Raw genomic sequence first — 24,310 nt, forward strand, 5'->3', positions numbered from 1 at the left:
TTTTCACCACTTAAATCTCATCAAAATCAAAAGTATCAAAATCGATTTCTTCTGTTTCTAAAGCTTCTGCCTCATTTTCTTCTCTTAAATATTGATCATCCATCACTTTAATAAATGGATAATAAATAGCCATTCCTAAAACAATCAGTAGTGCTTGAAGAATCGATGCTTGCCAACCACTCACTAAAAATCCAGAAATAATCGGTGGTGTTGTCCAAGGTAATTGAATCCCATTTGTATAGGGAACAATTCCCCAGTCCATCGCAAAGTAAGAGATAATGATATTGATTGTTGGAACTAAAGCAAATGGAATCAAAATAATTGGATTCAACACGATCGGTAATCCAAAAATAATAGGTTCATTAATACCAAAAATACTAGGAACCAATGAAAGTTGAGATAATTTTTTAACTCGTTGGCTCTTACAAAATAGAACCATAACAATAATCAGTGATAAAGTTGATCCACCACCACCAAAGGTCGCAAACATATCTTGAAATTGACCTGTGATAATATTGGGAATCTGATGTCCATCTTTGAAGGCTTGCATGTTTTCTACTGATAATGCACGTAAAACAGGATTGAAAACAGCTCCTACAACACTACTTCCGTTGATCCCAAAGAACCAGAAGAAATGTAAAAATAGGTAAGCAATAATCATCGCCCCTAAAGTATTTCCTAAACTTAATAATGGCGTTTGTAAGAATGTGAAGATGACATCTTGTAGATTGCCCATCGATGTCAATGAAACTAACCAGTTGATAACAAACATAATAGTTACAACTACAAAACTTGGAATTAGTGCTTCGAAAGATTTAACTACGGTTGGCGGTACGCCTTCGGGCATTTTGATCGTCCATCCGCGATGGATAACTGCTGCGAAAATACGGGTAGAAACTAGTGCAATGATCATTCCTAAAAATAGACCACTTGAACCCATCCATTTCAATGGCAAACTAGTAACATCATACACTTGCGTTGTATTCTCAGGTGTGAATTGTGTTGTAAATGGCGTTAAAATGAAGAACGACATTAATGCTAATGCGCCAGACTGAATGGCATCAATATTTAGTTGACGCCCTAAACTATAAGCAATCCCTACGACTGCTAAAATCGTCATGACATCAAAACTGGCTGATGCAGGTACTGACATCAATGCTTCCCAATTGTCACCTAAAATAGGTGAAATAATTTCATTCCAATTAGGAATCGGAAAATTGGCAAGTAATAAGAAAAATGATCCAACAATTAATAATGGCGTCGAAATTAAAAATCCATCGCGGATAGCAATTAGATATTTATTTTCTCCAATGATCTTTGCTAAAGGGGTTAAGACTTTTTCCAACCAGTTTAAAAACTTCTGCATCTTTACTTCCTCCAATCATTCCTAGATTATTTTTTATTTTGTTTGATTAATTTTAGTGCTTCTTTCATTGCTTTTTCGCCATCCATCATCCCATAAATTTCTGGTTCAATAGCAGCTACAGGAATTCCTTGAGGTTCAAATTTCTCTTTTGTTTTTTCTAATAAAAATTTGACTTGTGGTCCTAATAAAATAGCGACAGGTTTTTCCTTGTCCACGACTTCTTGTGCTCTAGCAACTGGAAAAGCTGTGATTTGAAGCGGCATATTATGTTTCGTAACTACTTCCATCATTTTATTTACCATAATACTTGTAGACATCCCTGCGTCGCAAAATAGATAAATTTGTTTTTTACTCATTTTATTCACTCTCCTAATATTTATTCAATTGGTGCTTTGATCCGTTTTTCATAGGCATCTAGCCATTCTTGTGTGATTGGTTGGATATCAGTGGTATGATTTTCTCCCATATTAGCAATAAAAATTGCTGGTTCTTCTTGGTCGTTGCCCACACTGAATGTAAATTCTACATTCGTAGCAACGCCCCACTCACCCTGATTGTTCATCGCGATCAATGAGAAGGCTCCGGCTTTCCCATAACGTTGTGTCAATTTGTCGTGAAATTCATAAACAGCTTTGTCACATGCCGCTTGAGGCTTCAAACCTTCTCCCATCAAGCGTACGATTTCATAAGAAAGACAACCTTTCATTAAGTCTTCTCCTAGTCCAGTAGCAGCCGCACCGCCAATTTCACTATCTACATAAAAGCCTGAACCTGATAATGGTGAATCCCCAACGCGTCCTGGTTTTTTCATAAATAATCCTGAACTAGAGGTACCTACGGTCATTGTGCCCATTCGATCCAATGTAATAGCTCCAACTGTATCGTGTCCATCATAGGGGTTCAGATTATTCTCGTGAATTTCTCTCAAGCGTTTTTCCCAAATTTTATGGGCACGGGGTGTCAACATACTTTTGCGTTCAAAACCTTCCAGCATTGAATATTTTGTTGCTCCCTCACCAACACGAAAACTATTGAATTTGTCTTTACTAAGTTTTTTAGCTACAGAAATAGGATTTTTTACATCAGTAATACTAGCGACTGCCCCAATTTCTAAAGTATCCCCATGCATAAAGGCCGCATCCATTTCTAAAATCCCTTCAGCATTTGGCAATCCTCCAAAGCCGACCGATTTATAATATGGATAGTCTTCAACATTTTTTATCAATGTTTCTACTGCATCCCCCGCTTTTTTCTTTTTTTCTAATAGCTGTAATGCTTCGACTACACCATCATGTGCCATCCGCCATGTAGCAATTGCTCCCCAAGCCATCGTCATACTCCTCTCGTGAACGTTTTCATTTAAAATATGAACTTATTATAAATAGTATATACTGTTTTGTATATACTGAATTTGAATTTTTTTCGTTTTTTAAGCGTTTTCTTATCTGATTTTTTTGAAAATTCAAAAAAAGGCTTAGCATTTTCTGCTAAACCTTTAAAAATTACTCTTCAGTTAATGCCAACATACCCCGCATATAAATTTCCATATTCATTAGTAAATCTGCTTCATCCATATATTCATCTTGATTATGAGCGATTCCTTTTTGACCAGGAAATGATGGTCCAAAAGCAACTATATTTGGAACGAAGCGAGCATAAGTTGCTCCTGTTGTAGTTACTGGCGTACCGTCTAGCCCGGTAGCTTCTTCATAAACTTTTGAAAGCTTTTGGATATTCCTATTTTCTTTAGGAAAATGTGTGCTCTTGATTCGACGAACAACCGTCAATTCTGTATTCATTGGTAATTGTTTCGTCAGGTTGTTGGTTACTTCTTCTTCACTCACCGAAACAGGGTATCGAATTGCAATTGAAAGAATTAACTTATCGTCTTCTTTTTTTAATTGATAAGGTGTCAGCATCAATTTCCCACTGTCTTCGTCAAAAAAATCAATTCCCAAACCTTCCCCATTATGTTTTTCGGCTAAACTTTTTACGATCCACATAAAATAGTCAGCTAAATTTCCCGAAGTTATTTTCTGATCAATTATTTTTTGAGCCAATAAAGTAATAGCATTTACTCCAAGTTCTGGTGCATTTGATGGTGCACGTTTTCCATGAACAGCTATCGTATGACCATTTATTTCCAAAGTTAAATCATCTGGCACATGATCTCTTGCCTGATCACCGCTAAAATCACCTATTCCCTCTACTTCTCCATGTTCAAAGGTTGTGCTCAACTCGTAGTTTACAATACCTCGTTCGCCGTATACAACAGGGTATTTGCAATCTGGTGTAAAGCCAAATAAAGGGGGCTTTTCCTCACTTAGGTACAAGGGAATATCCGAACTCCCATTTTCTTCATCGGTTCCAAAGACAATGCGAATAGGTTTATTAAACTGAGCCTTATTTTCTTTCAATAATTTTAAACCAAATAGACAGGCCATAATCGGACCTTTATTATCTAAAACCCCTCTACCATAAAATCGTCCATCTTTTTTACTTAACTTAAATGGTGGAAATGACCAACCTTCACCTGCTGGTACGACATCTAGATGTCCCACGACGCCAATATAATCTTCGCCCTCACCTAATTGCGCATAGCCCACAGCATCATTTACAATAGCTGTTTTAAATCCATAAGATTTAGCCAAAGCCATGACTTCTTCCAAAACAGCTTTTGGTTTTTCACCAAAAGGAGCATTTGGGGCTGGCTCACCTTTGACACTAGGAATTTGGATTACACGATCAAGGTCTTGGTAAAATTGTTCCTTATTTTCTTCGATTACTGTTTTAAAATCAATTGTCATAAGAAAAACTCCTTTTTGATAACTTACTCTACTTTATTCAATAAAATGTACCATTTTTATTGCCCATATCGAGTCAACGTAGTCTTGAACACATATCGGTCCGAACGGTAATGTGAGATATCATAAAAAATTGGTGTCGCGTCCAATGAATACGTCATCGAGTGGACTTGTAATAACGGATTGCCCATTGGAACAGCTAAAAGTTTAGACAGTTCCGGAGTAACTAAAATAGCTTCTACTTCTTGATGGGAATATGCAATCGTTGTTTTTTTCTCAAGTAATTTAAATAATGAGCCATTAAAGTCTTCTTTTACTAATCCTTGAACATATTCTTCAGATATGTAAATTTTTTCAACTGTCATTGGTTCTTCATCCAAGAGGCGACGGCGTACAAGTTCATATACCGTTTGATCACTCCCTAGCTGTAGGGCCGTCACTATTTCTTCTGTTGGTTCGACCACTTTTTCAAATGAAATCACTTCGGTTCTACTCGTTTTCCCGTAAGCTTTCGCTGCTTCTGTAAACCCTTGCAATCCAGCGCGTCCGCTTTGGATTTTTGGTTGTGACATTACATAGCTTCCTTTTCCTCGTTGCTTCACTAAGATATTCTTGCTAATCAGATCATCAATAGCTTTACGAATGGTTAAGCGACTACAGTCAAATTCCTTAGCTAAATCATACTCTGAAGGCAATTTTTGTGAGCTAACATAAATTCCATCATGAATCCGTTTTTCAATTTCAGCAGAAACATAATCAAATTTTGCCTTGGTCGTTTTCTTTTCTTCCATAATTTCTCCTTATTGGGATTTGATAATCTCCAAATATTCTCAATTTTACTATACTAATCTTTAAATGATTTAGCTATAGAAACTCTTCTCCTTAGCAGTATATACTAAAAAGTATATACTAAAAAGTAATAGTCTGAGTTTTAAAGTTTTTCTTATGGACTAATCAGTTAACTTTCATTTACTTATCGCTGAACTATTACTATTAAATCTTTTTTTCTGACCCTCTTTCCTTTATACTAACTTCAGGTGATTAGATGAATACAATTGATGCAACAGAAATCGTTGAAAAAATGAACAATCAAAAAATAAATTATGACCGTGTTTTGCATAAAATGATTCAGTCTTGGGAAAAAGTCGATGTTCGCCCAAGAATTTTGATTCATTCTTGCTGTGCTCCTTGCAGTACGTATACTTTAGAGTTTCTCACACAATATGCTGATGTGACGATTTTTTTCTCAAACTCAAATATTCATCCTGAAAGTGAATATCAACGACGTATTTTAGTTCAAGAAAAATTTATCAATGACTTTAATACCAAAACCGAAAATCATGTCGACTTGATCGTTGATGACTACAAGCCTAACGAGTTTATTCAATTCATGCACCAAAATAATTTAACCGAAGAGCCTGAAGGTGGTAAACGTTGCACAGCATGTTTTAATATGCGCTTAGATTTAGCCGCTAAAGAAGCACTCGAACGTGGGTATGATTATTTTGGTAGTGCTTTAACGATCTCTCCGAAAAAGAATAGCCAATTAATCAATCAAATTGGTATGGATATCCAAAAAATCTATAATACTCAGTATTTACCTAGTGATTTTAAAAAAAATTCTGGTTATCAACGCTCCATTGAAATGTGTAAAGAGTATGACGTATATCGCCAGTGTTATTGCGGTTGTGTCTTTGCTGCCAAACAACAAGGCTGTGATTTAAAGACCGTTAATAAAGAAGCAAAATCTTTTATTGAAACTTTAAAAAAAACAGAAAATATTTGATTGTATCACCTCCATTTTTAATTAGAAGAAAATTTTCTTAAATAGAAAGCTAATGGAATAGTTTACTTGGCGTTCTTACCAGCTATGCTAAACATTAGGAACTCCTAAAAATTACTTCTACCCACATATTGTTCATAATCTGCTAAGCTATATTCTCTTGTTTAACACAGGAAAAAATAGCCTAGCAGATTTTTTAGCTTTTCTTTTTAAGCGATACCCTGCAACTACTTTTTCCAATCAAATTTTTAGTTATCGATTAAAAAAATGAAAATGACGCAGAATTTTTATTTTTGATAGGGTAATGAACTCTACCACTAGCTTTACAGATTATAAAAAAACACGATAGTACAATCATATTCATTAAATAATTCAAATAGTATCTAGGCTTTTACATTTTTTATATAGTTATTCTATAATAGTCTATTTTGGTTGAAAGGAGCTTTAGCTATGCAATAGAAAAAATTTAATATAATTACCACTATCACGGTCTTAATATGCTCAATATTTGTTTTTAATTTAAGTTCTACCCATGTGAATGCGGTAGATCCTAGCATTCAAACTACCGATAGTACGTTTAGCGACAATGGTTTAACAATAGATCCTGATATTCAATATCTATCCGCAGGTAACAACTGGAATTTTCCTACACCAGAAACTTATCCAGGTTATGAATTAAACTTAGAACAATCGACGATTACATTTACGCAAGGAGAGCAATCCGAATCTCTTCCACTTCAAGCATTGATCAGTAGCCCTGACTTTGAAACGGTCGAAGCTGTCATTGCATATTTTAACACTCAAACAGTACAAGAAAATCAAACAGGTACGTTGCATTATTATTATCAAGCACTCCCTAAACAGACGGTTTCCTATGAGTTTAGCGATGGTGCATTAGCCGTAGAACCTAATATTCAATACCCCTCGGTTGGTAATACTTGGAATTTTTTACCCCCAGAAACTTATTCTGGTTATGAATTAAACTTAGAAAAATCGACTATTTCTTTTACACAAGGGACAGAGTCCGAGCCAACTGTCTCCTTTCAAGACATTATCAATGCTTCACCAGGCTTTGACACCGCAGAAGCAGTAATTAATTATTTCAACAAGCAAACCATCGAGGCAAATCAAACGGGTGAAATTCATTATTACTATCAAGCATTAGATCCTATCATTCAAACAGTCACTACTGAAGCAAGTGATGGACTTTTAACTATTCCTCCAGTGGTCAAAGAATTAAAAATTGGAAATACACCTGAATTGCCTTTACCAGAAAGCTATACTGGCTATCAACTTGATTTAAAACAATCAACCATATCTTTTCGCAACCTTGAAGGACAAGCTGAAAGTGCTAATTTTGAACAAATTATCGCTCAATCTAATGGGATTGAAACTGTAGCCGAGGCCATTGCATACTTTAATCAACGAACCCTTGAAGAAAGTATGAGTGCTATTGATTTAAATTACTATTACATTCCGGTACCACCTGAAGAAAGTTCTTCTAGTACTGATGAAACAGGATCTTCTTCTGATAGCTCTACCAGTGAAAGTTCTTCCACTACATCAAGTACTGATAATACAGAGACTCCTTCTGATAGCTCTACTAGTGAAAGTTCTTCCACTACATCAAGTACTGAAGATACGGGGACTCCTTCTGATAGCTCTACCAGTGAAAGTTCTTCCACTATATCAGGTTCAAGTCACAAAAACAGTTCTTCTAGCGATACATTAACTGACAAAAATACTCCGAACGTTTCAACGTCGAATGATTCTATTTCAAATGATTCTATAAATTCGGACTCAAATAGTGTTCATAAGGAATATCCTGCAACAAATGATCAAAAAACGAATCCTTTGATGTTATTAATCGGGCTATTCTTCACAGGAGCTGCGTTAACATTATTTTTGAGAAAAAGTTCTAAAACCAAATAATGATTACTAAAAAAACCAAGCGTCCTCTTATCTAGGGACTCCTTGGTTTTTTTGATTGAAACAATTTAGTACAGACATGTATTTCTAAACAACTTTAATAAACTTTATATTCTTGACCTGTCTGCTTTCCTTCAATGCTTTTGACATACGCCATCGCTACACGCTCTGCGGGAACAGGAACAAATCCCTTGAATGACTCTTGATAAGCATCGTATGATTCTTCTAAAACGTTCGGACTGACACAATTTATCCGAATTCCTTGGGTAAAATCAATTGCTGCTGATTTTACAAAGGCTGCAACACCACCATTGGCCATCGCTGCAGAAGCACCGCCAGGAATTGGATCGTCTTTCATGATTCCTGTAGTTAACGTGATACTTCCATCATGGAGCAAATAGTGTTGACCAATCAAGACTAAATTGATTTGTCCTAATAATTTACTTTGGACAGCTACGAGATTATCTTCTGGAGTCATCGCCTCGATCGTTTGGAATTTAGCTGCACCCGAAGCATTAACGATCGCATCTACATGCCCTACTTTTTTAAACATTCGTTCAATACTTGCTACTTCTGTTAAATCTACTTGAACGTCACCACTCGTTCGGCCGGCAATAATAACCTCGTGCTTTTTTTCTAATTTTCCTACGATTACTTGCCCGATTGTACCTTTTCCTCCAACTACTAAAATACGCATACGTTCACTCCTAAAATTGGTTTTCTTCATTATAATCAAAAATCACGTTCCTTTCATCATTAAGAAACGTGGTTTTCTCCGATAGCTAAAAAACAATGAAAAAGGCCTGCAATAAGCAGGCCGACTAATTAATCTTCTTTTTCTTTGTCGATTTTTTTATTGAATTTACCAGCAACATCATCTGCAGCATCTTGGGCTTTATCTTTTGCTTTTCCAAAGCCTTGTTGGATTTTACCTTTCAATTCTGTTGAATTATCATCCGTTGCTTTCCCTTTTGCTTCGTTTACTTTACCTTTTAATTCATCTTTATTTGTCATAATAAATCCTCCTGTTGGATAAAATAAGCAAAACTTCTTGCTAAAATAAGTATACTACTAGCAAAATTTTAAGGCGAAAAATCTGCTTATAAAATTGTACATTGTCTCTCAAGCATCACATTCCTAAGGCAGCAAACTTCTATGCTACACTCATAGTGAGGTGATAACAATGAGAAATACATGGTTAGCAGAACAATTAGCCAAGATCTCAGATGAAAAAAATCAATTTATTATTGACGAAGCGGTTAAATATATCGAGCAGTTAGAAGACGATAATGAAAGTCTTCAAATCGCTTTAGAAGGCAATATTTGGAGTCCTAAAAAATGGAATGAAAAAGCAGAGAAGTAGGTCTTTTTATTGACCACTTCGCTGCTTTTTATTGTTTATCCAAATACTGAATCGCTCGCATTAGTCTTTGGGCGCCATCCATTATTTTTTCTTTTGGTGCGCCTAGATTAAAACGTAGATAATTTTTGCCTTCGATTCCATAAGTCTCACCTTTCATGATTGCAACCTTTTCTTGTTGAATCAACACTTTTTGTACTGCTTCCATTGAATGTGGGAGCTGTTCAATATTGATCCAGCCTAGATAAGTTGCTTCTGGAATCTTAAATTGAATACGAGTATCAGGTTCGATTATTTCTTTTAACCTGGCAAAATTATCATCAATTGTTTGATTTAATTCTTCTAGCCAACCTTTTTGATTTCGGTAACAATCAATCGTTGCCAACAACGCGGGATAAGGAATAGATGACAAGCCATCCCGACCTTTTAAAATAGCTAAAAATTGTTCGCGTAAACTCTCATCAGAAAAGATGCCGTAAGAACCACCTAATCCTGGCGAATTAAAGGTTTTAGATGCGGATGACAGCAATACTGTTGGAACTGCTAGACGTTTTAAAAATGACAAGATCGGCAAATGTTTTTGATCAGGTCTCCTAACATCCATATGGATTTCATCACTAATAATTGCAACGTGGGATTGATTACACAAGTCGATTATTTGATTTAATTCATTTTTTGTAAAGACACGGCCGGTCGGATTATGAGGGTTACATAATAATAATATTGTTGGTTTTTCTGATTTTAAAACTTTTTCTAAGGCTGCAAAATCAATAGAAAAATATTCTTCTTGATTAGTGAGTGAAAAAGGCAAAAGTTCCCTTTTATTTCCACCCACACAATGATAAAAAGCATCGTAACATGGTGTGAATGTGAGAATTTTATCTCCTTCTTGGCTCAATAACTGGATACAAACAGATAAACTATAGATAACACTTGGCGAATAGACACACCATTCAGGATCGATCTCACAATCGAACTCTTGCTGAAACCAACTACTAATACTTTGTTTATAATCCATGTGATTCCAACGCGTATAACCAAAAAAGCCTCGTTCAACAGCTTGACTTAAGACATCAATCGTTCCATCAGGAATCATAAAATCGGTATCGGAAATTGAAAAAGGCAATAAATCTTTTTCACCAAAACGATCTTGAACATAATCCCATTGCGTTGAATACGTTCCATACCGTGATCGTTGCTCCCTAAAATTGCTCAAGATCGATCCCTCCTTTGTCTAACGATTGGATGACGGCTACTAATAAATCAATTGTTGCTTCTATATCGGATATTTCGACGATTGAATTCCATGAATGACAGTAACGTGTCGGTACACAAAAAACTAATGTAGGTTTTCCAGCAAATAATTGGACGGATCCGGCATCTGTTCCGCCACCGCCAAGTAAATCATATTGCCATTTTATGTTATTTTTTTCTGCTATTTCTTTACAGTAGTCTAATAATTTTATATTTCCCAAAGCTGTTTTATCTGCTAATACTAAGCCGGGACCATTGCCTTGAATCCGATTTTGATACTCCGCTGCTTTGGGTGTATCTTTACCATTAGCTACATCGATAACGATGTTGATGTCTGCATCTGCTTTCACTGCCGCTACTTTTGATCCTCGAGTTCCAGCCTCTTCTTGAACCGTTCCGACACCGACTACTTCGATTTTTTTTGTGTCCAAGTGTTTTTTTACTTGAGCCATTACGGTACAAGCAACCCGATCATCAAGAGCTTTTCCAATAATTTTTTTACCATTGAAACTTTTTTTAGCTTGCGTATTCGGTAAGATCATATCACCGATTTGAAGTCCCGCGTCTTCTAGTTCCGTTTTAGAGTGGACGCCAAAATCAATATACATCTCATTGATGGGAACTACCTCAGACATTTTATGATTGCTTTTTGGTAATGTACCGACGATACCTTCTAAGATCTGACCATTCTTTCGGCAAGTTACGCGCACTTGTTGGCCTAAAATCACATGTCCCCACCAACCACCAATGGGATAAAAATAAACGAAGCCATCTTCAGTGATCCGATGAACAAAAAAACCAACTTCATCCATATGAGCGTATAAGGCAATTTTTTTCTTTTTAGTTTTTAAGTCACCAAAATATAGATTTCCAAAAGCATCCTTTTCTACGGGGCCTTCAATTGTTTCTTGTAGTGCCTTTTGGACTTGTTCTTCCTGTCCTGGTAATGCATCTAAGTTAGATAATTGCATCAATAAGTTATCTGTTGCAGTCAATTGTCATCCACTCCTTTGTAAACTTAGTCATACTTTCAGCATGGCCACTCTCAACAACTAAAAGGTCGTCTTCAATTCGAATACCAAAATCAGCTTCTGCTAAATAAACACCTGGTTCAATAGTAAACGTCATATTTTTTTGAATTCTGATCGCTTCATGTGGCATCAAAGAAGGATACTCATGACAAGAAAGGCCTAGCCCATGTCCTAGGTTATGACTAAAGTACTTAGCTAAATGATATTTGTCTAATTGTTGGCGAGCACATTGATCGATGTCCCCCAAAGATTTATCCAAACTAACCGCTTGAATAGCTTGTTTTTGAGCAGCTAAAACTTGTTGATAGGTTGTCTTGATATACTCGTCAACTTCTCCAAAAGCAAAAGTCCGAGTAATATCAGAATAGTAGCCTTGATAAATAGCTCCAAAATCAATCATGATCAATTCATTAGCTCGAATTTTTTTCTGACTCGCATGTGCATGAGGCAAGGCTGTCCGTGAACCTGAGGCAACGATCGTTTCAAATGCCGGACCCTCGCTACCTAATTTTTTACTTTGGTAATCAATTTCATTGGCTACTTCTAATTCTGTCATTCCCACACGGATAAGCGGTAAAACAGCTGCTAATGTTCGATCAGCAATATCCGCAGCTTGTTTGATTGCTTGAATTTCTTCTGGTGATTTGATCATTCGTAATTTTTCGACCAAGTTTTGCGTAGCAATCAATTTCCCATTTTCCGCAGTTAATAATTGTTGGTAACGTTTAAAGACTTGGTAGGTGATTGTTTCTTCCTCAAAACCAATTGTTGCACCTTTAATATAGGGGCGAAGGATTTTTTCGACACGCTCCCCAATTGGGATTTCGCAAATGGTTACCCCACTGGTTTGTTGTTGTGCTTGCTGGATATATCGTCCATCAACAAATAGATATAATTGATCCAAGCTAACTAGTAAAAGCCCATTTGATCCGGTAAAACCACAAAGGTAGCGTCGATTGACTTTATCTGTGATCAACAAACCATCCAATCCTAGTTTCACTAATTGCTCTCGTAGTTTTTCTAAGTGCATTTTTTACCTCTTTTCTCTTCATAATACTTAGCTGGCGTTTCGATTATAAATGCGCAATTAAACATAAAAGGGACAGTTTAAACTGTCCCTTTTTGGCTAGAAATCAATATCTGCTAAATATTGTTCGTCGTCATCTGAAATGACAGAATATGCGTCTTCCGCTTCTTTTAATGCTTCACGTTCTAATTCTTGTTTTTCTAAAACTTTGAAGAATGGCAGATACAATCCAAATGACAAACCAACTTGTACAATTTGAATAATAATTGAACGCCAGTCAAAACCAGTTAAGAACCCTTCCATAAAGACTGGAACATAAGGTGGATCAAACATTGGATAATTCAAGAAGCCTAATTTCATGCAAATCATTGGAATCATTCCAACAAAAGCACCACCAAAAATAAATGGAATCATCAAGACTGGATTCAAAATGATCGGTACCCCAAAGAGGATAGGCTCATTGATTCCAAAAAGTGATGGTAATAGCCCGACTGCTCCGACTTTTCGATAACGTGAAGAGCGACTGATCAACATAGCTAAGACTAAACCAATCGTTACCCCTGAACCAGAGAAATTAGCAAAAGCTGACAATGTTCCGCCTGTGATTACGTGTTGCAACGGTTGTCCGGCTTCATGTGCAGCAATGTTTTCTGATAAGTACTGTACGGCAATTGGTGAAAGGATCGGTGATAATACCGCTGAATGGATTCCAAAGAACCAGAATACCAAACGTAAAACTAAGACAAAGTAAATCACCCATAATGAATCTAAGCCACCAATCGCTGGTGCTAAAACATCCATGATAACTTGTGGTAATAATACCCCACCTGATAGACTATCTGTTACTGCACGAATAATGATAAACAATACTCCGATAGCGGCAGTTGGTGTGATCAGTTCAAACGAACTAGAAACAAAATCTGGGACACCTTCTGGCATCTTGATAACTAATTTATGCTTCGTAAAGAACTGATAAATTTTTACAGAAATAATGGCTATAAATATGGCAGTAAATAATCCCTTTGAATCTAAATAAGAGGCAATAATATTCCCATTTTCATCAACATCCATTGATACGATCAAGAAAGCGATCGCCGATAACATCATCGAACCGACAGTATACAATTTATAATGCTCACTCAAGAAATATGAGATGGCTAATACCGCGTACAACCCAACCAGACCCAATGAAACTTTAGAAATAATACTAAAAATATATCCATACGTCTCAAACCAATTGGCAACCCCTTGCGTTTTAATAAATTCTGGAATCGAAGGGAAAATAGCGGCAATCGAACCTAATAATAAGACGGGGGTCATTACGACCATCCCTTTTTTGATTGAGGTCAAGTACGGATTGCTATCTACTTTATTTGCAACTGGAACCAATGTTTTACGAATAAATCCTTCGACTTTATCAAAAGTACTTTGCTTTTGTGGATTTTCCATTATAACTCCTCCTTTTCTATTAGCTTTGGTGTGCTAAATTTTTACGATATGCTACCAACGCTTGTTTCATAACTGTTGCACCATCCATTGATCCATAAATATCTGACGTTAAAAGCACCGTTGGTTTGTTGATTTTATCGGCTTCCGCTTTAATAAAATCATATTTGTGGCTTAATTGTGGTCCTACTAAAATTACATCGTAATCGTTGATGTATCGATCTAATTTATCAACTCCGATTGCTTCCATCGGGTAGTCATTTTCATCCAAGCTTTTTGATTCTTTCACTACTTTCTTCATCGATTCCATCATCATTGTTGTTGAGAAACCACCTGCACATACTAATAACGTTTTCATTTTTATTTCCTCCTAAAATTTATTTATCTTATTGTAAAGCTGCTGCTGTACTTTGTTCTTTTAACATCCCGATCATTTCTTCGATCAAATCACGTGCCAAGATGCTGGTCATCAAGTGATCCTGTGCATGAACCATTAATAAACTGGTTTCGGTTTTGTCCCCATTGATTTCACTAGTGATCAATTTCGTTTGCACATCGTGAGCATCGATACTTTTTTCTTTGGCTTCTTGCATTTTAGCTTCTGCCTCGGTGAATTTTCCTTTTCTTGCTAAACGTAATGCTTCAAATGCGGAGCCGCGTGAATCTCCTGCGGCTGAGATGATTTTAAAAATATCCATTTCTTGATTATTCATAATAATTATCCTTCTTTCATTAAGCTTTTCATATAAGCTAGAAATTCTTCAAAGTTTGTTATTTTTGCTAGTTGATTATCTAATGATGGATCATCCATCATTTTGATCATCAAACGACTTATTTCTTTATGGAGATTTAAATGATCTTTTTGGATATTGATTAAAAAGATAATTTTTACTTCTTTTTCGTGATACAACAACGGTTTCTTCAAAATGACTACATCGATGGCTTCATTGATAGCAGCTTGTTCCATCGGATGGGGACCTGCGACACCTTGTTGGTAGATCGTATCGATCAACTTTTCTCGGATCAAGACACTCTCTTTAAACCCTGGTGCAGCCCATCCATTTTGCTCCATACGATCAGCTTCTTGTGCTAAAATTTTTAAATAATCCTTTGCTTGGTCAATGATGTGAAAACACGTTGGATTAAATAAGTTGAGAATAAATTGGTGTACATCTAACGTTTTATTTTGAGATTCTCGTAATAGATGTAAGTCTTTTTCGATTTTTGTCATCTCTGCTTGGTTCAAAATTGTTTTGGTATAAATAACCGGGATACCGAATTGCGCTTCATTCAGCGGAACCGTAGAGATCATCAAATCAAATCCTTGATCGACTTGGTCGATTTCATTCAATGCAAATGTCTCGACTTTTGCATTGCTGAATAATCGTTCCAAATTGACTTTTAGTAGATAAGAAGTGCCACCACCGGTTGAACAGATAACCGCTATTTTTTTGTAATCATTGATCAGTTGATTTGATTGTTTTTCTAAACTAGCGGCAAAATAAATCGCTACATATCCAATCTCATCTTTACTGATTTCGACATCAAGATCTTTATTCAATTCATTGATAAAAACCATTGAAACGTTAAAAACATTGGCATATTGCGTATAAATATCGTCAATCAGCGGATTTTCTAATTGATGACCGGTATACAACCGTTGCAATAATGGAGCAACATGCATCAATAAGGCATTCGCTAATTCCTGATCTTCTTGAAAATGAGTATGGTATTTACGATCAACATGTTCCATTGCTTTTTCGATTGCCTGTTTCAACTGGTTATTGCTTACAGGATCATTTAACACCGTTAATTTCCCGTGTAATTGCTCCTCTAAGTAGTTTTTTTCAGCCGAAGAAAAAACAAGCGTATAATGATTTTCTAAATAAGCGATTACTTGTTCGGTTAGAGAATCATAGTTAACTTTGACTGTTACCTCTTCTTCTTTACTGATCGTATTGTTCTGCATGATTCGGAAACTTAATAAACGAATATGTTGAACAATATTTTCAAAAACGATATCACTGACCTTCATTTGATTTTTTCGTAACTGATCTTGTACAAAATTTCTTAGTTCATCTTCGTCAAATACAAAGTTGAATTCTTTGTATTTCTCCGTCAATACGGGGGTGTGCAATGTGTTACGAATCAAATATAGGATCGCACGTCTTTTTTTACTTTCCGTTCCAATAATTTTTAATCCATAATGAGCCTTGCTGTGAAGATTCAACTCATATTTCTCACAAAATTGTTCTACTTGTTTCATATCCAATTTAATAGTTGACAGACTCACATCCAACCATTCAGCAATTTGCTGCATTGTGATATATTTCTCATGAAGTAATAATAAAAGTTCGATATTCTTCACTCGTTCTTGTGGATTCGAATGATCGATGTAATCCTCTTTTAATGATTGACTCAAGTAAGCACTAAATTTTGTTTGTTCCGAAATAATCAATTGATGCCCTTTAGAACGGATTCTTTCAATCGTGAAACCATTCGTAGGTCCAATCTCTTTTAACCATTTAATATCATTTGCAAGTGTACGCTCTGATATCTGAAACTCAGCGGCTAATGCCTTGGGAGCAATCGCTTGCTTCTTTGCATATAAGTACTCAACAATTTTTTCTTGTCTCATAACTACCTCCCGCTTACATATAGAACTATACAATGTAAGCCCTTTACTTAAAATAGCAACTTTTTCAAAATAAAATTGCAAAAATAGACTGAATATTTAGACTATGCATATAATTAAACCATAAAAAAATAAGTCCTTCCTATGAAGGACTTAAAATTTTTTTTATTATTTTTGTTTTACAGGATTTAAAATAAACTAACTAATAAAATTATCTTTTTGGTTACTTATCCTTATAACACGGACAATGATCACTAACTATTTTTAATTAATGAGTAAATCCATAATTTTTGATTTCTGCTTCTTCATGGAAAACTAAATGACTATTCTCTAATTCTTTAATTGCAGCTTTTAAGTCTTCAATAAAGTCATGGGCCATATTCATTCCAAAATCACTCCGGACAACGATTCGTTGAATCACTTGTTTATCCAAATTTTTGGGTAGTGGATATGACGGAACTTGCCAACCTTTCATTAGTAAGCGATCTGAAAGATCATACAGTGTCCACTTCTGATCTTGTTCGTTTTTTAGTTTATAACAGACCAGTGGTAATTGATTGCCATCGTTGATCAATTCAAAATGACGAGAGGCCTCGATTTCTTTGGCTAAATAGATCGCGACATCATGAGTTCGTTGGTGAATACTTTGAAATCCTTCAAACCCAAAACGAACAAAATTATAATATTGACCGATCATTTGTGAAGCACTGTGAGAGAAATTGATCGCCATTGTTGGCATTTCTCCGCCTAAATAGCTAACATTGAAAACTAATTCTTTGGGCAAATAATTTTCGTCTCGCCAAACAACCCACCCTACGCCAGGATAAACAAGTCCATATTTATGTCCCGATGTATTGATTGAGATAACATTTTTTAATTGAAAATCCCAGACTAATTCTGGTTCAACAAATGGTGCATACAAACCACCTGAAGCAGCATCAACATGGATCGATACTTTATGCTCTGTCTGCTGGTTGTATTTTTCGACCAATTGATCTAAACGCTTGATATCGTCGTATTGACCGGTATAAGTAATCCCTAATATCCCAACAATTCCAATGGTATATTCATCTACAGCTTCGATTGCTTTTTCTACGTCTAAAGATAAATGGTCTTCCGTCATTGGGATTTCTCGCAATTCAATATCCCAGTACACACAGAATTTTTCCCAACATACCTGATAACCAGAAGAAATAATTAAATTTGGTTTTTTGGCTTGGATATCTACACCTAGTTTTTCTGCTCGTTTACGCCAAGTAAACTTCATCGCCATCCCACCAAGCATACAGGCTTCCGAAGAACCAATCGTCGATGTGCCAATATATTTTTCTGCTTCTCTAGCGTGCCATAGATCCGCAATTATATTGACGCATCTATTTTCCATTTCAGCGGTCCGTGGGTATTCAGACTTATCGATCATATTTTTTTCCAGTGTTTCACTCATTAAAGTTATTGCTTCTGGTTCCATGTACGTTTGGCAAAAAGTCGCTAAGTTTAGACGTGAATTTCCTTCATCTAATAAATCATCCTTGATCATTTGATACGCAATTCGTGGTTCCACCGATTGCTTGGCTAAATGATAGGAAGGTAAAATCTCATCTTCATCTTTTGACCCAAAAATTGGTTCTAAATATTTTGCTTCTCGTTTGTTTTTCTTTCCGTAAAGCATAACCATCGCTCCTCAATCGTACATACTTTTTTACCTATATTCTTAGATTATCCGAAAGATTAGAAAAATACAAAAGATGTCCTTTTAAAACAATCATAATAGTTCAAATCGCTATTTTATTTTAAATAAAAATAGCTATTTTTTATTCAGAAGCCCTTTCTTTTTGTCTTTGCATCCATTATTTTGATACTAGTACGTAAAAAATTTAGCGGAGGATAGATCATGTCTTATCAAGAAATGCTCTTTACCTTTTTAGGTGGATTAGGAATTTTTCTTTTTGGAATCAAATACCTCGGAGACGGATTACAAAAAGCCGCAGGCAATCGCTTAAAAGAAATTTTAAATCGCTTTACGTCAACTCCTTTTCGAGCAGTAGTTGCTGGAATCATTGTGACTGGATTGATTCAAAGTAGTTCTGGAACGACCGTACTCGCTGTAGGATTAGTTAGTGCCGGCTTTATGACTTTACGTCAAGCGATCGGTGTAATTATGGGTGCAAATGTCGGTACGACTGTTACTGCATTTATTATCGGATTTAATTTAACTACCTATTCGTTACCAATCATTGGATTCGGAGCAATTTTACTCTTTTTCGCCAAACGCTCTACTCTGCATTCGATTGGACAAATTTTATTTGGTTTTGGCGCTCTTTTTTACGGATTACAACTAATGGGGACTGCCATGGATCCATTAAAAGATCTCCCTCAGTTCAATCAACTCATGATCAGCGTTTCACATCATCCGATTCTAGGCGTTGGTATTGGTACTTTGCTAACGATGGTTCTTCAAAGTTCTAGTGCCACAATTGGGATTTTGCAGCAGCTTTACATGCAAGGAAGCGTCACGTTGACAGCGGCTTTACCTATTCTATTTGGTGATAATATCGGTACAACTATTACCGCGGTCATCGCTTGTTTAGGCGCAAGCATTTCTGCAAAACGGACTGCTGCTTCTCACGTGATTTTTAATTTGATTGGTGCAATCATTTTTACTTTATTGTTAAGTCCCTTTACCCAACTGGTCATGCTATTCACTCAAGTATTTGATCTCAATCCAGCCATGCAAATTGCTGTTGCTCATGGCCTATTCAATCTCTCAAATTTGGCAATACAGTTTTGGTTTATTCCACAAATTGAACAACTCGTTAAAAAAATTGTTCCTGGTAATGAAAAAAGTCTGAATATCCGCTCCATTTCTTTGAGCGAATCAATCATCGATACATCCTCTGTTATGGCCATTGAGCAAGTAAAAAATGAATTGATCCAAATGGGAAACTACGCCCTCTCATCTATAAAATCTGCGCAGCACTATTATAATAGTACTAAAGATGAATGGCGCGATGATGTTTTTCAATACGAAGAAGCCATCAATCAATATGATATTGAACTGACCGATTATCTGGTCAAAATTTCGTCTGCTAAATTAACACCCTTAGAAAGCCAAGAACAAGCGATGCTACTCGAATTTACAAAAGATTTTGAGCGGATCGGTGATCATTCAATCAATATTATTCGCTACATTGAAGAATCAATTGCCTTAGAAGAAAAACAACGAGCCAAAGATCGAAAAGCAAAAATAAAAAAGCCGTCTATTCGAGCAAGTCTTTTATTGCAAGATAAGGATCTAGAGACACTGTTTACAAAGGTCCAGAAAAATATCTATGACGCCTTACAAGTTTTAGAAAATGACGATATCAACCTAGCACAAAAAATACTAGAGCGAGAAGAAGACATCAATCAATTAGTCGAACTGCTACGAAAAAAATATATTACTTTGATGACTACAGGTGAAGGCCGAACATCCGATGGTGTACTATTGATCGATATCAGCTCCAATCTCGAACGAACCAGCGATCGTACACTGCATGTCGCTAAATATTTTTTAGGCAATAAATACAATTTCAAATACGACACAACAAATTTTCAATACAATGCCGATTGATAGCTAAAGCTTTCATAACAATCAATACGTGAAATAAAAAGAACCGCTTCCTTTAATTTCAGGAAGCGGTTCTTTTTATTACCAAAACTATAAAAATATAGCTCCGAAATATTGCTAAACTTTGATCGATGTGACCTTACTTTCAGAAGCATTTAATTCAACATAGCGAGTTAAAATAAGGCTTAGTCCGTAATCAACTTTTCAAGTGGCGCTGTTTCGGCGCTTTTTTTTATGTTTGAATGCCAATGAAAAGAAAACGCTTTCTTAAATTGTATCAAACTTCACTTTAAATAAGAATACTTATTAATAGTATAATCCTTATCTTAAAAAAAACCTTCAGCCCCAATAGTTGGGCTGAAGGTTTTTTTTCTTATTCTTCCACTGATACTGGGACAATTTCAAATTTTGTGACATCGACTAATCCGATATCTGTGATCTTCAAATTGGGGATAACAGCCAATGACATGAAGCCTAGTGTCATAATAGGATCTACTTTTTCTGATACGCCTAAGACTTGGTGGGCTAAACGGTTGATTTCTGCTTCTTGCTTTGCGACTTCTTCTCCCGTGAGGTCACTCATAAGTCCTGCGATCGGTAACGCCATTCGACCGACAACTTTTCCTGACTGAATGATCACGACACCACCGTCTTGTTCTTTTAATGCATTAATTGCGGCAGTCATGTCAGCATCATTTGTTCCAGTCACGATTAAATTATGTGAATCGTGAGCAATCGATAACCCAATAGCACCATCTTTTAATCCATAATCTTTCAATAAACCGACAAAAACATTCCCTGTATTATGATGGCGTTCGATCACTGCGATTTTTGTTAGATCTTGTTTTGGATCAAAGATAAATTGATTTTTTTCATCTCGTTGAATCGAGACAATCGCTTCGTTGGTCAATGCTTCTTGTGGAATGACTTCGATGGCCCGTGCCTTATCGCTAGTCAGTTCTAAGGCTAACTGAGCGGCAACAAACTTATCGATGTGCACACTTGATTGAACATTTGCAGTAGAAACACGATGAACAGGTACAAGTGATTTTCCTGCTTTAGCCACTTGTCTGCCTGAAATATAGGTTTCTTCGATTTCGATCTTATCAAGATCAGAAAAAATGACCAAATCTGCCCGTAACCCCGGAGCAATCGCGCCACGATCATTTAGTTGACAACATTGTGCAGCGTTGATTGTGGCCATTTGAATCGCTCGAATAGGTGAAAGTCCTTCTTCAATACAAATTCTAATACTATTATCTAAGTGTCCGATTTCTAAGATTGATTTTGCTTGCAGATCATCTGCCGATAAAACACAACGTTGATAATTATTTTCGGTCACACCTTTCAGCAACTCACGTAAATTTTGAGTAACCGACCCTTCTCTTAAAAAGACATACATCCCGCGAGCAATACGATCTTTTAGTTCTTGGACCGTCGAACATTCATGATCATTTGCTACACCTGCTGCTGCATACGCGTTTAAATCTTTTTCAAAAACCATTGGGGAATGGCCATCAATGCGTAATCCACGATCTTTGGCTGCTAATAGCTTATCTAAAACTGAATCCTGTGCTTGGATAACACCGGGGTAGTTCATAAATTCAGCTAAACCATCGACTTGATTTTTTTCAAATGTCGAGATCATATCGGCAGCTTCTACAACAGCACCGGCATTTTCCATGTCAGTCGCGGGAACACATGAAGGCATCATATAACGAATATCCATTGGCGTTTCTTTCGCCGCTTCAATCATATAATCTAAGCCTTTTAGCCCTAATACATTAACGATTTCATGGGGATCTGCCAATACTGTCGTGGTCCCATGAGGCATCAATAACCGTCCAAATTCTTCCGGTGTAACATAAGACGATTCTACATGTATATGAGGATCAATAAATCCTGGAGCTACGAATTTACCTTTTAAATCGATCGATTCTTTTCCACGATATCCTTCTCCTATACCAGCGATTTTACCATTTACAATGGCTACATCTCCTTTGATGATTTCTGCTTGATAAACATCGATCAACTGTGCATTTTTTAATACCAAATCGGCTGGCTCTCTACCTGCTGCAGTATCAATCAATTTCTTTAAATCCGTTTTCTCCACTATCCTCGCTCCTTCTTAAATATTTTTTCTATTATACAGTTTCATTTCAAGAATCTCTAGCGAATTTACTTAAATAAAAAAATAAATTTTGCTATAAATATAGTAAAATAGCCTCCTTCTAAAAAAGAAGGAGGCTATTTTTTATTTTTCAGGAACATCTAAAATCTCCGCATGCATATTTTCATAATGTTTGAGACTCAGTGTTTCAAAGATCGCAATCACCGGATGTTCATAATTTAATTGCTTTTGAAAATCATTCAATTTTGCAGCGAGCAATTTGTACTCAACCAATTCTTCAATAAAAAAATATCCTTTTAGGGCGATACTTTCATGTTTTTCTTTATCGAAACAAAAAAGACTCCCTGATCGATTCATACGAATGTTTTCTGCCGTTTTTCCTTCTCCATTAATATAAAATTTGAAATAATAGAATCCATTTCTTTCAAGTGGCGGTGAGACAGCGATTGTATGAGGAAATCCACGGCTATCAATGGTAACTAATGTATACGTGTCAGCAGTGGCTAATAACGTCTCCATCTTCTTATCCATTCTTTTGACCCCATTTCCTATTGATTTTGTTTATTGGGTACATATAGCGGCACAAAATCTGCCAAAAATTCCACCGTTAATGGTAATGCTGGTCCTTTATCTCCATCGATTCTAGAATAGATTTTTTTATCTGTTAAAGGTTTCAAAGTAAGAAAGTCCGTCTCTAAATAGGTTAATGAATCAGAATCTTTCACACGCCCGGTAAAAATCAAACGAACTAATTGTACCAATTTTCTAAAACGCATATTATGCAAGATACTAACATGTAATTTATCATAATCTGTATCAATATACGGTCTGCCACCAATTGAATGTGTCGTTGTTGCTAGAGAAAACCATACTTTTAATTTTTCCTGATAATTGTTAGCTTGTACTTCTACTGGATAAGAACGTTTTTTTCCGAGCTGTTTTAAGGCTTTTAACGGATACACAATTAAGCCTAATTTTTGCTTTTCACTTTGGCGAACCTCATTAGAAATATCTGCAAAGGTTCCAAAAGTAAATGAACTGATAATAGCTTTTTCTCGATCCTGGCAAGCCGCAATCCCAACATTACGTTGATGACCATCGATAATCACATCCATCGCTTCTTCTTCATCTAATGGGCTGTGCCAGCGTCGCGCAAAATTATTGATCGTTCCTCCAGGAATAATCCCTAAAGGAATTGCTTTACCCGCTTGAACAAATGCTGTCCCAACGATATTTAAGGAGCCGTCCCCACCAATCGAAACAATCCCATCATACTCGTCGACAGCTTCCTTAACTTTTTTTATTGCTTTTTCGGGATCTGGTGCAGTTAAAAAATCTGCTTGATACCCTTTTTTTTCAAATTTTTCTTGCATTTTTTTGGCTAATTCTTCCGCATTTCCATCTCCTGCGTTAGGATTGAAAAAAATACCAAACCGCATCTTCATCGCCTTCTTCATTAAAAATTTTCTTACTTTTACCATATCATTTTTGTCTATAAAAAGCCTTTTAAACGAACTAATTGTGACAAAATTGATCGTTAATTCTTTTCTTCTATAGAGAAAATGCTATTATATAAAATTGATAGGAGGTTTTTTTATGTTTGAACCAAATAAAAAACGTTTTAGTGAGGTTCCTTTTGAGATTGTTCCAGAACAGATGCAGCAAGAAATTTGGCATATGATTTTCATGCGGCCTCAAAAAGGTACGCCATTAACTTCGCCACAACGCTTCCATTTTTTTAAAAATAAGATGGAACGAACATTAAGTGTCGTCTACTCACAAGCTGATCCATATTTCTCCGATAATATTACTGCCCCTTACATAGAAGCCTATGAAGATATTTCTTTCCCAAGCATTCTATATGTTTACGATAAAGGTTCTGAATTGTGGATGAGTCTTCAATAAAAAAAACACGAAAATCTACTTTAAGATTTTCG

General features: G+C 36.0%; 23 protein-coding genes. 5 read left to right on the plus strand and 18 right to left on the minus strand.

Annotated features, from left to right (window positions below):
* Window positions 1-10: 10 nt before the first annotated feature.
* The 5 genes from celB to RV04_RS09125 all read right to left on the minus strand — a co-directional run bounded on the left by celB (window position 11) and on the right by RV04_RS09125 (window position 4,961).
* A complete protein-coding gene (gene celB / locus RV04_RS09105; protein ID WP_071858148.1) occupies window positions 11-1,366 on the minus strand; it encodes a PTS cellobiose transporter subunit IIC in 1,356 nt (451 codons plus the stop codon).
* A 26-nt stretch (window positions 1,367-1,392) separates the two neighbouring features.
* A complete protein-coding gene (locus RV04_RS09110) occupies window positions 1,393-1,722 on the minus strand; it encodes a PTS sugar transporter subunit IIB (protein WP_071858149.1) in 330 nt (109 codons plus the stop codon).
* Between the two features lie 20 nt (window positions 1,723-1,742).
* Window positions 1,743-2,696 (minus strand): glycosylasparaginase, encoded by a 954-nt coding sequence (locus RV04_RS09115; protein WP_071858150.1) that lies wholly within the window; start codon window positions 2,694-2,696, stop codon window positions 1,743-1,745.
* A 172-nt stretch (window positions 2,697-2,868) separates the two neighbouring features.
* Window positions 2,869-4,173: a Sapep family Mn(2+)-dependent dipeptidase gene (locus tag RV04_RS09120; protein WP_071858151.1), complete on the minus strand. Its 1,305-nt coding sequence runs from the start codon at window positions 4,171-4,173 to the stop codon at window positions 2,869-2,871.
* 56 nt (window positions 4,174-4,229) lie between these two features.
* A complete protein-coding gene (locus RV04_RS09125) occupies window positions 4,230-4,961 on the minus strand; it encodes a GntR family transcriptional regulator, LSA1692 subfamily (protein WP_071858152.1) in 732 nt (243 codons plus the stop codon).
* Window positions 4,962-5,215: 254 nt separating this feature from the next.
* Here RV04_RS09125 and RV04_RS09130 point away from each other — a divergent pair, with 254 nt between their 5' ends.
* Window positions 5,216-5,956, plus strand: coding sequence for an epoxyqueuosine reductase QueH (locus RV04_RS09130; RefSeq protein ID WP_071858153.1), 741 nt, complete (start codon window positions 5,216-5,218; stop codon window positions 5,954-5,956).
* Between the two features lie 531 nt (window positions 5,957-6,487).
* Window positions 6,488-7,885, plus strand: a complete 1,398-nt coding sequence (locus tag RV04_RS09135; RefSeq protein WP_071858154.1) for a hypothetical protein — start codon at window positions 6,488-6,490, stop codon at window positions 7,883-7,885.
* A 94-nt stretch (window positions 7,886-7,979) separates the two neighbouring features.
* On the opposite strand, the gene RV04_RS09140 is transcribed toward RV04_RS09135, so the two are convergent.
* Together RV04_RS09140 and RV04_RS09145 are read right to left on the minus strand one after the other, a co-directional pair.
* Complete coding sequence (locus RV04_RS09140; protein ID WP_071858155.1) at window positions 7,980-8,579, minus strand: short chain dehydrogenase; 600 nt, start codon at window positions 8,577-8,579, stop codon at window positions 7,980-7,982.
* A 128-nt stretch (window positions 8,580-8,707) separates the two neighbouring features.
* Window positions 8,708-8,896, minus strand: a complete 189-nt coding sequence (locus RV04_RS09145) for a CsbD family protein (RefSeq protein ID WP_071858156.1) — start codon at window positions 8,894-8,896, stop codon at window positions 8,708-8,710.
* A 169-nt stretch (window positions 8,897-9,065) separates the two neighbouring features.
* On the opposite strand from RV04_RS09145, the gene RV04_RS09150 reads away from it, so the two are divergent.
* Window positions 9,066-9,245 (plus strand): hypothetical protein, encoded by a 180-nt coding sequence (locus RV04_RS09150; RefSeq protein WP_071858157.1) that lies wholly within the window; start codon window positions 9,066-9,068, stop codon window positions 9,243-9,245.
* 28 nt (window positions 9,246-9,273) lie between these two features.
* Here the strand turns inward: RV04_RS09150 and RV04_RS09155 are convergent, their stop codons facing one another.
* From RV04_RS09155 to gad, 8 genes are all read right to left on the minus strand, one after another.
* On the minus strand, window positions 9,274-10,458 hold the full coding sequence (locus RV04_RS09155; RefSeq protein WP_071858158.1) for a MalY/PatB family protein: 1,185 nt from the start codon (window positions 10,456-10,458) through the stop codon (window positions 9,274-9,276).
* Window positions 10,445-11,491 carry a M42 family metallopeptidase gene (locus RV04_RS09160; RefSeq protein ID WP_071858159.1) on the minus strand — a complete coding sequence of 349 codons (1,047 nt, stop codon included), beginning with the start codon at window positions 11,489-11,491 and terminating at the stop codon, window positions 10,445-10,447. The genes RV04_RS09155 and RV04_RS09160 overlap by 14 nt, the downstream gene beginning before the upstream one ends.
* A complete protein-coding gene (locus tag RV04_RS09165) occupies window positions 11,475-12,557 on the minus strand; it encodes a M24 family metallopeptidase (RefSeq protein WP_071858160.1) in 1,083 nt (360 codons plus the stop codon). Before RV04_RS09165 ends, RV04_RS09160 begins: the two co-directional genes overlap by 17 nt.
* A gap of 96 nt (window positions 12,558-12,653) precedes the next feature.
* Window positions 12,654-14,003, minus strand: coding sequence for a PTS sugar transporter subunit IIC (locus RV04_RS09170; protein WP_071858161.1), 1,350 nt, complete (start codon window positions 14,001-14,003; stop codon window positions 12,654-12,656).
* A gap of 19 nt (window positions 14,004-14,022) precedes the next feature.
* Window positions 14,023-14,358, minus strand: a complete 336-nt coding sequence (locus RV04_RS09175; protein WP_071858162.1) for a PTS sugar transporter subunit IIB — start codon at window positions 14,356-14,358, stop codon at window positions 14,023-14,025.
* Between the two features lie 28 nt (window positions 14,359-14,386).
* Window positions 14,387-14,713 carry a PTS lactose/cellobiose transporter subunit IIA gene (locus RV04_RS09180; protein ID WP_071858163.1) on the minus strand — a complete coding sequence of 109 codons (327 nt, stop codon included), beginning with the start codon at window positions 14,711-14,713 and terminating at the stop codon, window positions 14,387-14,389.
* 5 nt (window positions 14,714-14,718) lie between these two features.
* Entirely contained in the window at window positions 14,719-16,638 is a 1,920-nt protein-coding gene (locus RV04_RS09185) for a BglG family transcription antiterminator (RefSeq protein ID WP_071858164.1), read from the minus strand.
* Between the two features lie 265 nt (window positions 16,639-16,903).
* Window positions 16,904-18,304 carry a glutamate decarboxylase gene (gad, locus tag RV04_RS09190; protein ID WP_071858165.1) on the minus strand — a complete coding sequence of 467 codons (1,401 nt, stop codon included), beginning with the start codon at window positions 18,302-18,304 and terminating at the stop codon, window positions 16,904-16,906.
* A gap of 222 nt (window positions 18,305-18,526) precedes the next feature.
* On the opposite strand from gad, the gene RV04_RS09195 reads away from it, so the two are divergent.
* Entirely contained in the window at window positions 18,527-20,245 is a 1,719-nt protein-coding gene (locus tag RV04_RS09195) for a Na/Pi cotransporter family protein (RefSeq protein ID WP_071858166.1), read from the plus strand.
* A 370-nt stretch (window positions 20,246-20,615) separates the two neighbouring features.
* On the opposite strand, the gene ade is transcribed toward RV04_RS09195, so the two are convergent.
* From ade to RV04_RS09210, 3 genes are all read right to left on the minus strand, one after another.
* The gene (gene ade, locus RV04_RS09200; RefSeq protein WP_071858167.1) at window positions 20,616-22,355 is read right to left on the minus strand and encodes an adenine deaminase; all 1,740 of its coding nucleotides are present in this window, start codon (window positions 22,353-22,355) and stop codon (window positions 20,616-20,618) included.
* Between the two features lie 141 nt (window positions 22,356-22,496).
* Window positions 22,497-22,904 carry a pyridoxamine 5'-phosphate oxidase family protein gene (locus RV04_RS09205; RefSeq protein WP_071858168.1) on the minus strand — a complete coding sequence of 136 codons (408 nt, stop codon included), beginning with the start codon at window positions 22,902-22,904 and terminating at the stop codon, window positions 22,497-22,499.
* A gap of 17 nt (window positions 22,905-22,921) precedes the next feature.
* Window positions 22,922-23,812 (minus strand): diacylglycerol/lipid kinase family protein, encoded by an 891-nt coding sequence (locus RV04_RS09210; RefSeq protein ID WP_071858169.1) that lies wholly within the window; start codon window positions 23,810-23,812, stop codon window positions 22,922-22,924.
* Between the two features lie 157 nt (window positions 23,813-23,969).
* Here RV04_RS09210 and RV04_RS09215 point away from each other — a divergent pair, with 157 nt between their 5' ends.
* On the plus strand, window positions 23,970-24,278 hold the full coding sequence (locus RV04_RS09215; protein WP_071858170.1) for a DUF960 family protein: 309 nt from the start codon (window positions 23,970-23,972) through the stop codon (window positions 24,276-24,278).
* The last annotated feature ends 32 nt before the right edge of the window (window positions 24,279-24,310 follow it).

Source organism: Enterococcus hermanniensis (assembly GCF_001885945.1).
GTDB classification, from domain to species: Bacteria; Bacillota; Bacilli; order Lactobacillales; family Enterococcaceae; genus Enterococcus_A; species Enterococcus_A hermanniensis.

Coding starts and splice junctions, on each gene's coding strand:
- celB (WP_071858148.1), bottom strand. CDS start 1,366: ATGCAGAAGTTTTTAAACTGGTTGGAAAAAGTCTTAACCCCTTTAGCA.
- RV04_RS09110 (WP_071858149.1), bottom strand. CDS start 1,722: ATGAGTAAAAAACAAATTTATCTATTTTGCGACGCAGGGATGTCTACA.
- RV04_RS09115 (WP_071858150.1), bottom strand. CDS start 2,696: ATGGCTTGGGGAGCAATTGCTACATGGCGGATGGCACATGATGGTGTA.
- RV04_RS09120 (WP_071858151.1), bottom strand. CDS start 4,173: ATGACAATTGATTTTAAAACAGTAATCGAAGAAAATAAGGAACAATTT.
- RV04_RS09125 (WP_071858152.1), bottom strand. CDS start 4,961: ATGGAAGAAAAGAAAACGACCAAGGCAAAATTTGATTATGTTTCTGCT.
- RV04_RS09130 (WP_071858153.1), top strand. CDS start 5,216: ATGAATACAATTGATGCAACAGAAATCGTTGAAAAAATGAACAATCAA.
- RV04_RS09140 (WP_071858155.1), bottom strand. CDS start 8,579: ATGCGTATTTTAGTAGTTGGAGGAAAAGGTACAATCGGGCAAGTAATC.
- RV04_RS09145 (WP_071858156.1), bottom strand. CDS start 8,896: ATGACAAATAAAGATGAATTAAAAGGTAAAGTAAACGAAGCAAAAGGG.
- RV04_RS09150 (WP_071858157.1), top strand. CDS start 9,066: ATGAGAAATACATGGTTAGCAGAACAATTAGCCAAGATCTCAGATGAA.
- RV04_RS09165 (WP_071858160.1), bottom strand. CDS start 12,557: ATGCACTTAGAAAAACTACGAGAGCAATTAGTGAAACTAGGATTGGAT.
- RV04_RS09170 (WP_071858161.1), bottom strand. CDS start 14,003: ATGGAAAATCCACAAAAGCAAAGTACTTTTGATAAAGTCGAAGGATTT.
- RV04_RS09175 (WP_071858162.1), bottom strand. CDS start 14,358: ATGAAAACGTTATTAGTATGTGCAGGTGGTTTCTCAACAACAATGATG.
- RV04_RS09180 (WP_071858163.1), bottom strand. CDS start 14,713: ATGAATAATCAAGAAATGGATATTTTTAAAATCATCTCAGCCGCAGGA.
- RV04_RS09185 (WP_071858164.1), bottom strand. CDS start 16,638: ATGAGACAAGAAAAAATTGTTGAGTACTTATATGCAAAGAAGCAAGCG.
- gad (WP_071858165.1), bottom strand. CDS start 18,304: ATGCTTTACGGAAAGAAAAACAAACGAGAAGCAAAATATTTAGAACCA.
- RV04_RS09195 (WP_071858166.1), top strand. CDS start 18,527: ATGTCTTATCAAGAAATGCTCTTTACCTTTTTAGGTGGATTAGGAATT.
- RV04_RS09205 (WP_071858168.1), bottom strand. CDS start 22,904: ATGGATAAGAAGATGGAGACGTTATTAGCCACTGCTGACACGTATACA.
- RV04_RS09210 (WP_071858169.1), bottom strand. CDS start 23,812: ATGCGGTTTGGTATTTTTTTCAATCCTAACGCAGGAGATGGAAATGCG.
- RV04_RS09215 (WP_071858170.1), top strand. CDS start 23,970: ATGTTTGAACCAAATAAAAAACGTTTTAGTGAGGTTCCTTTTGAGATT.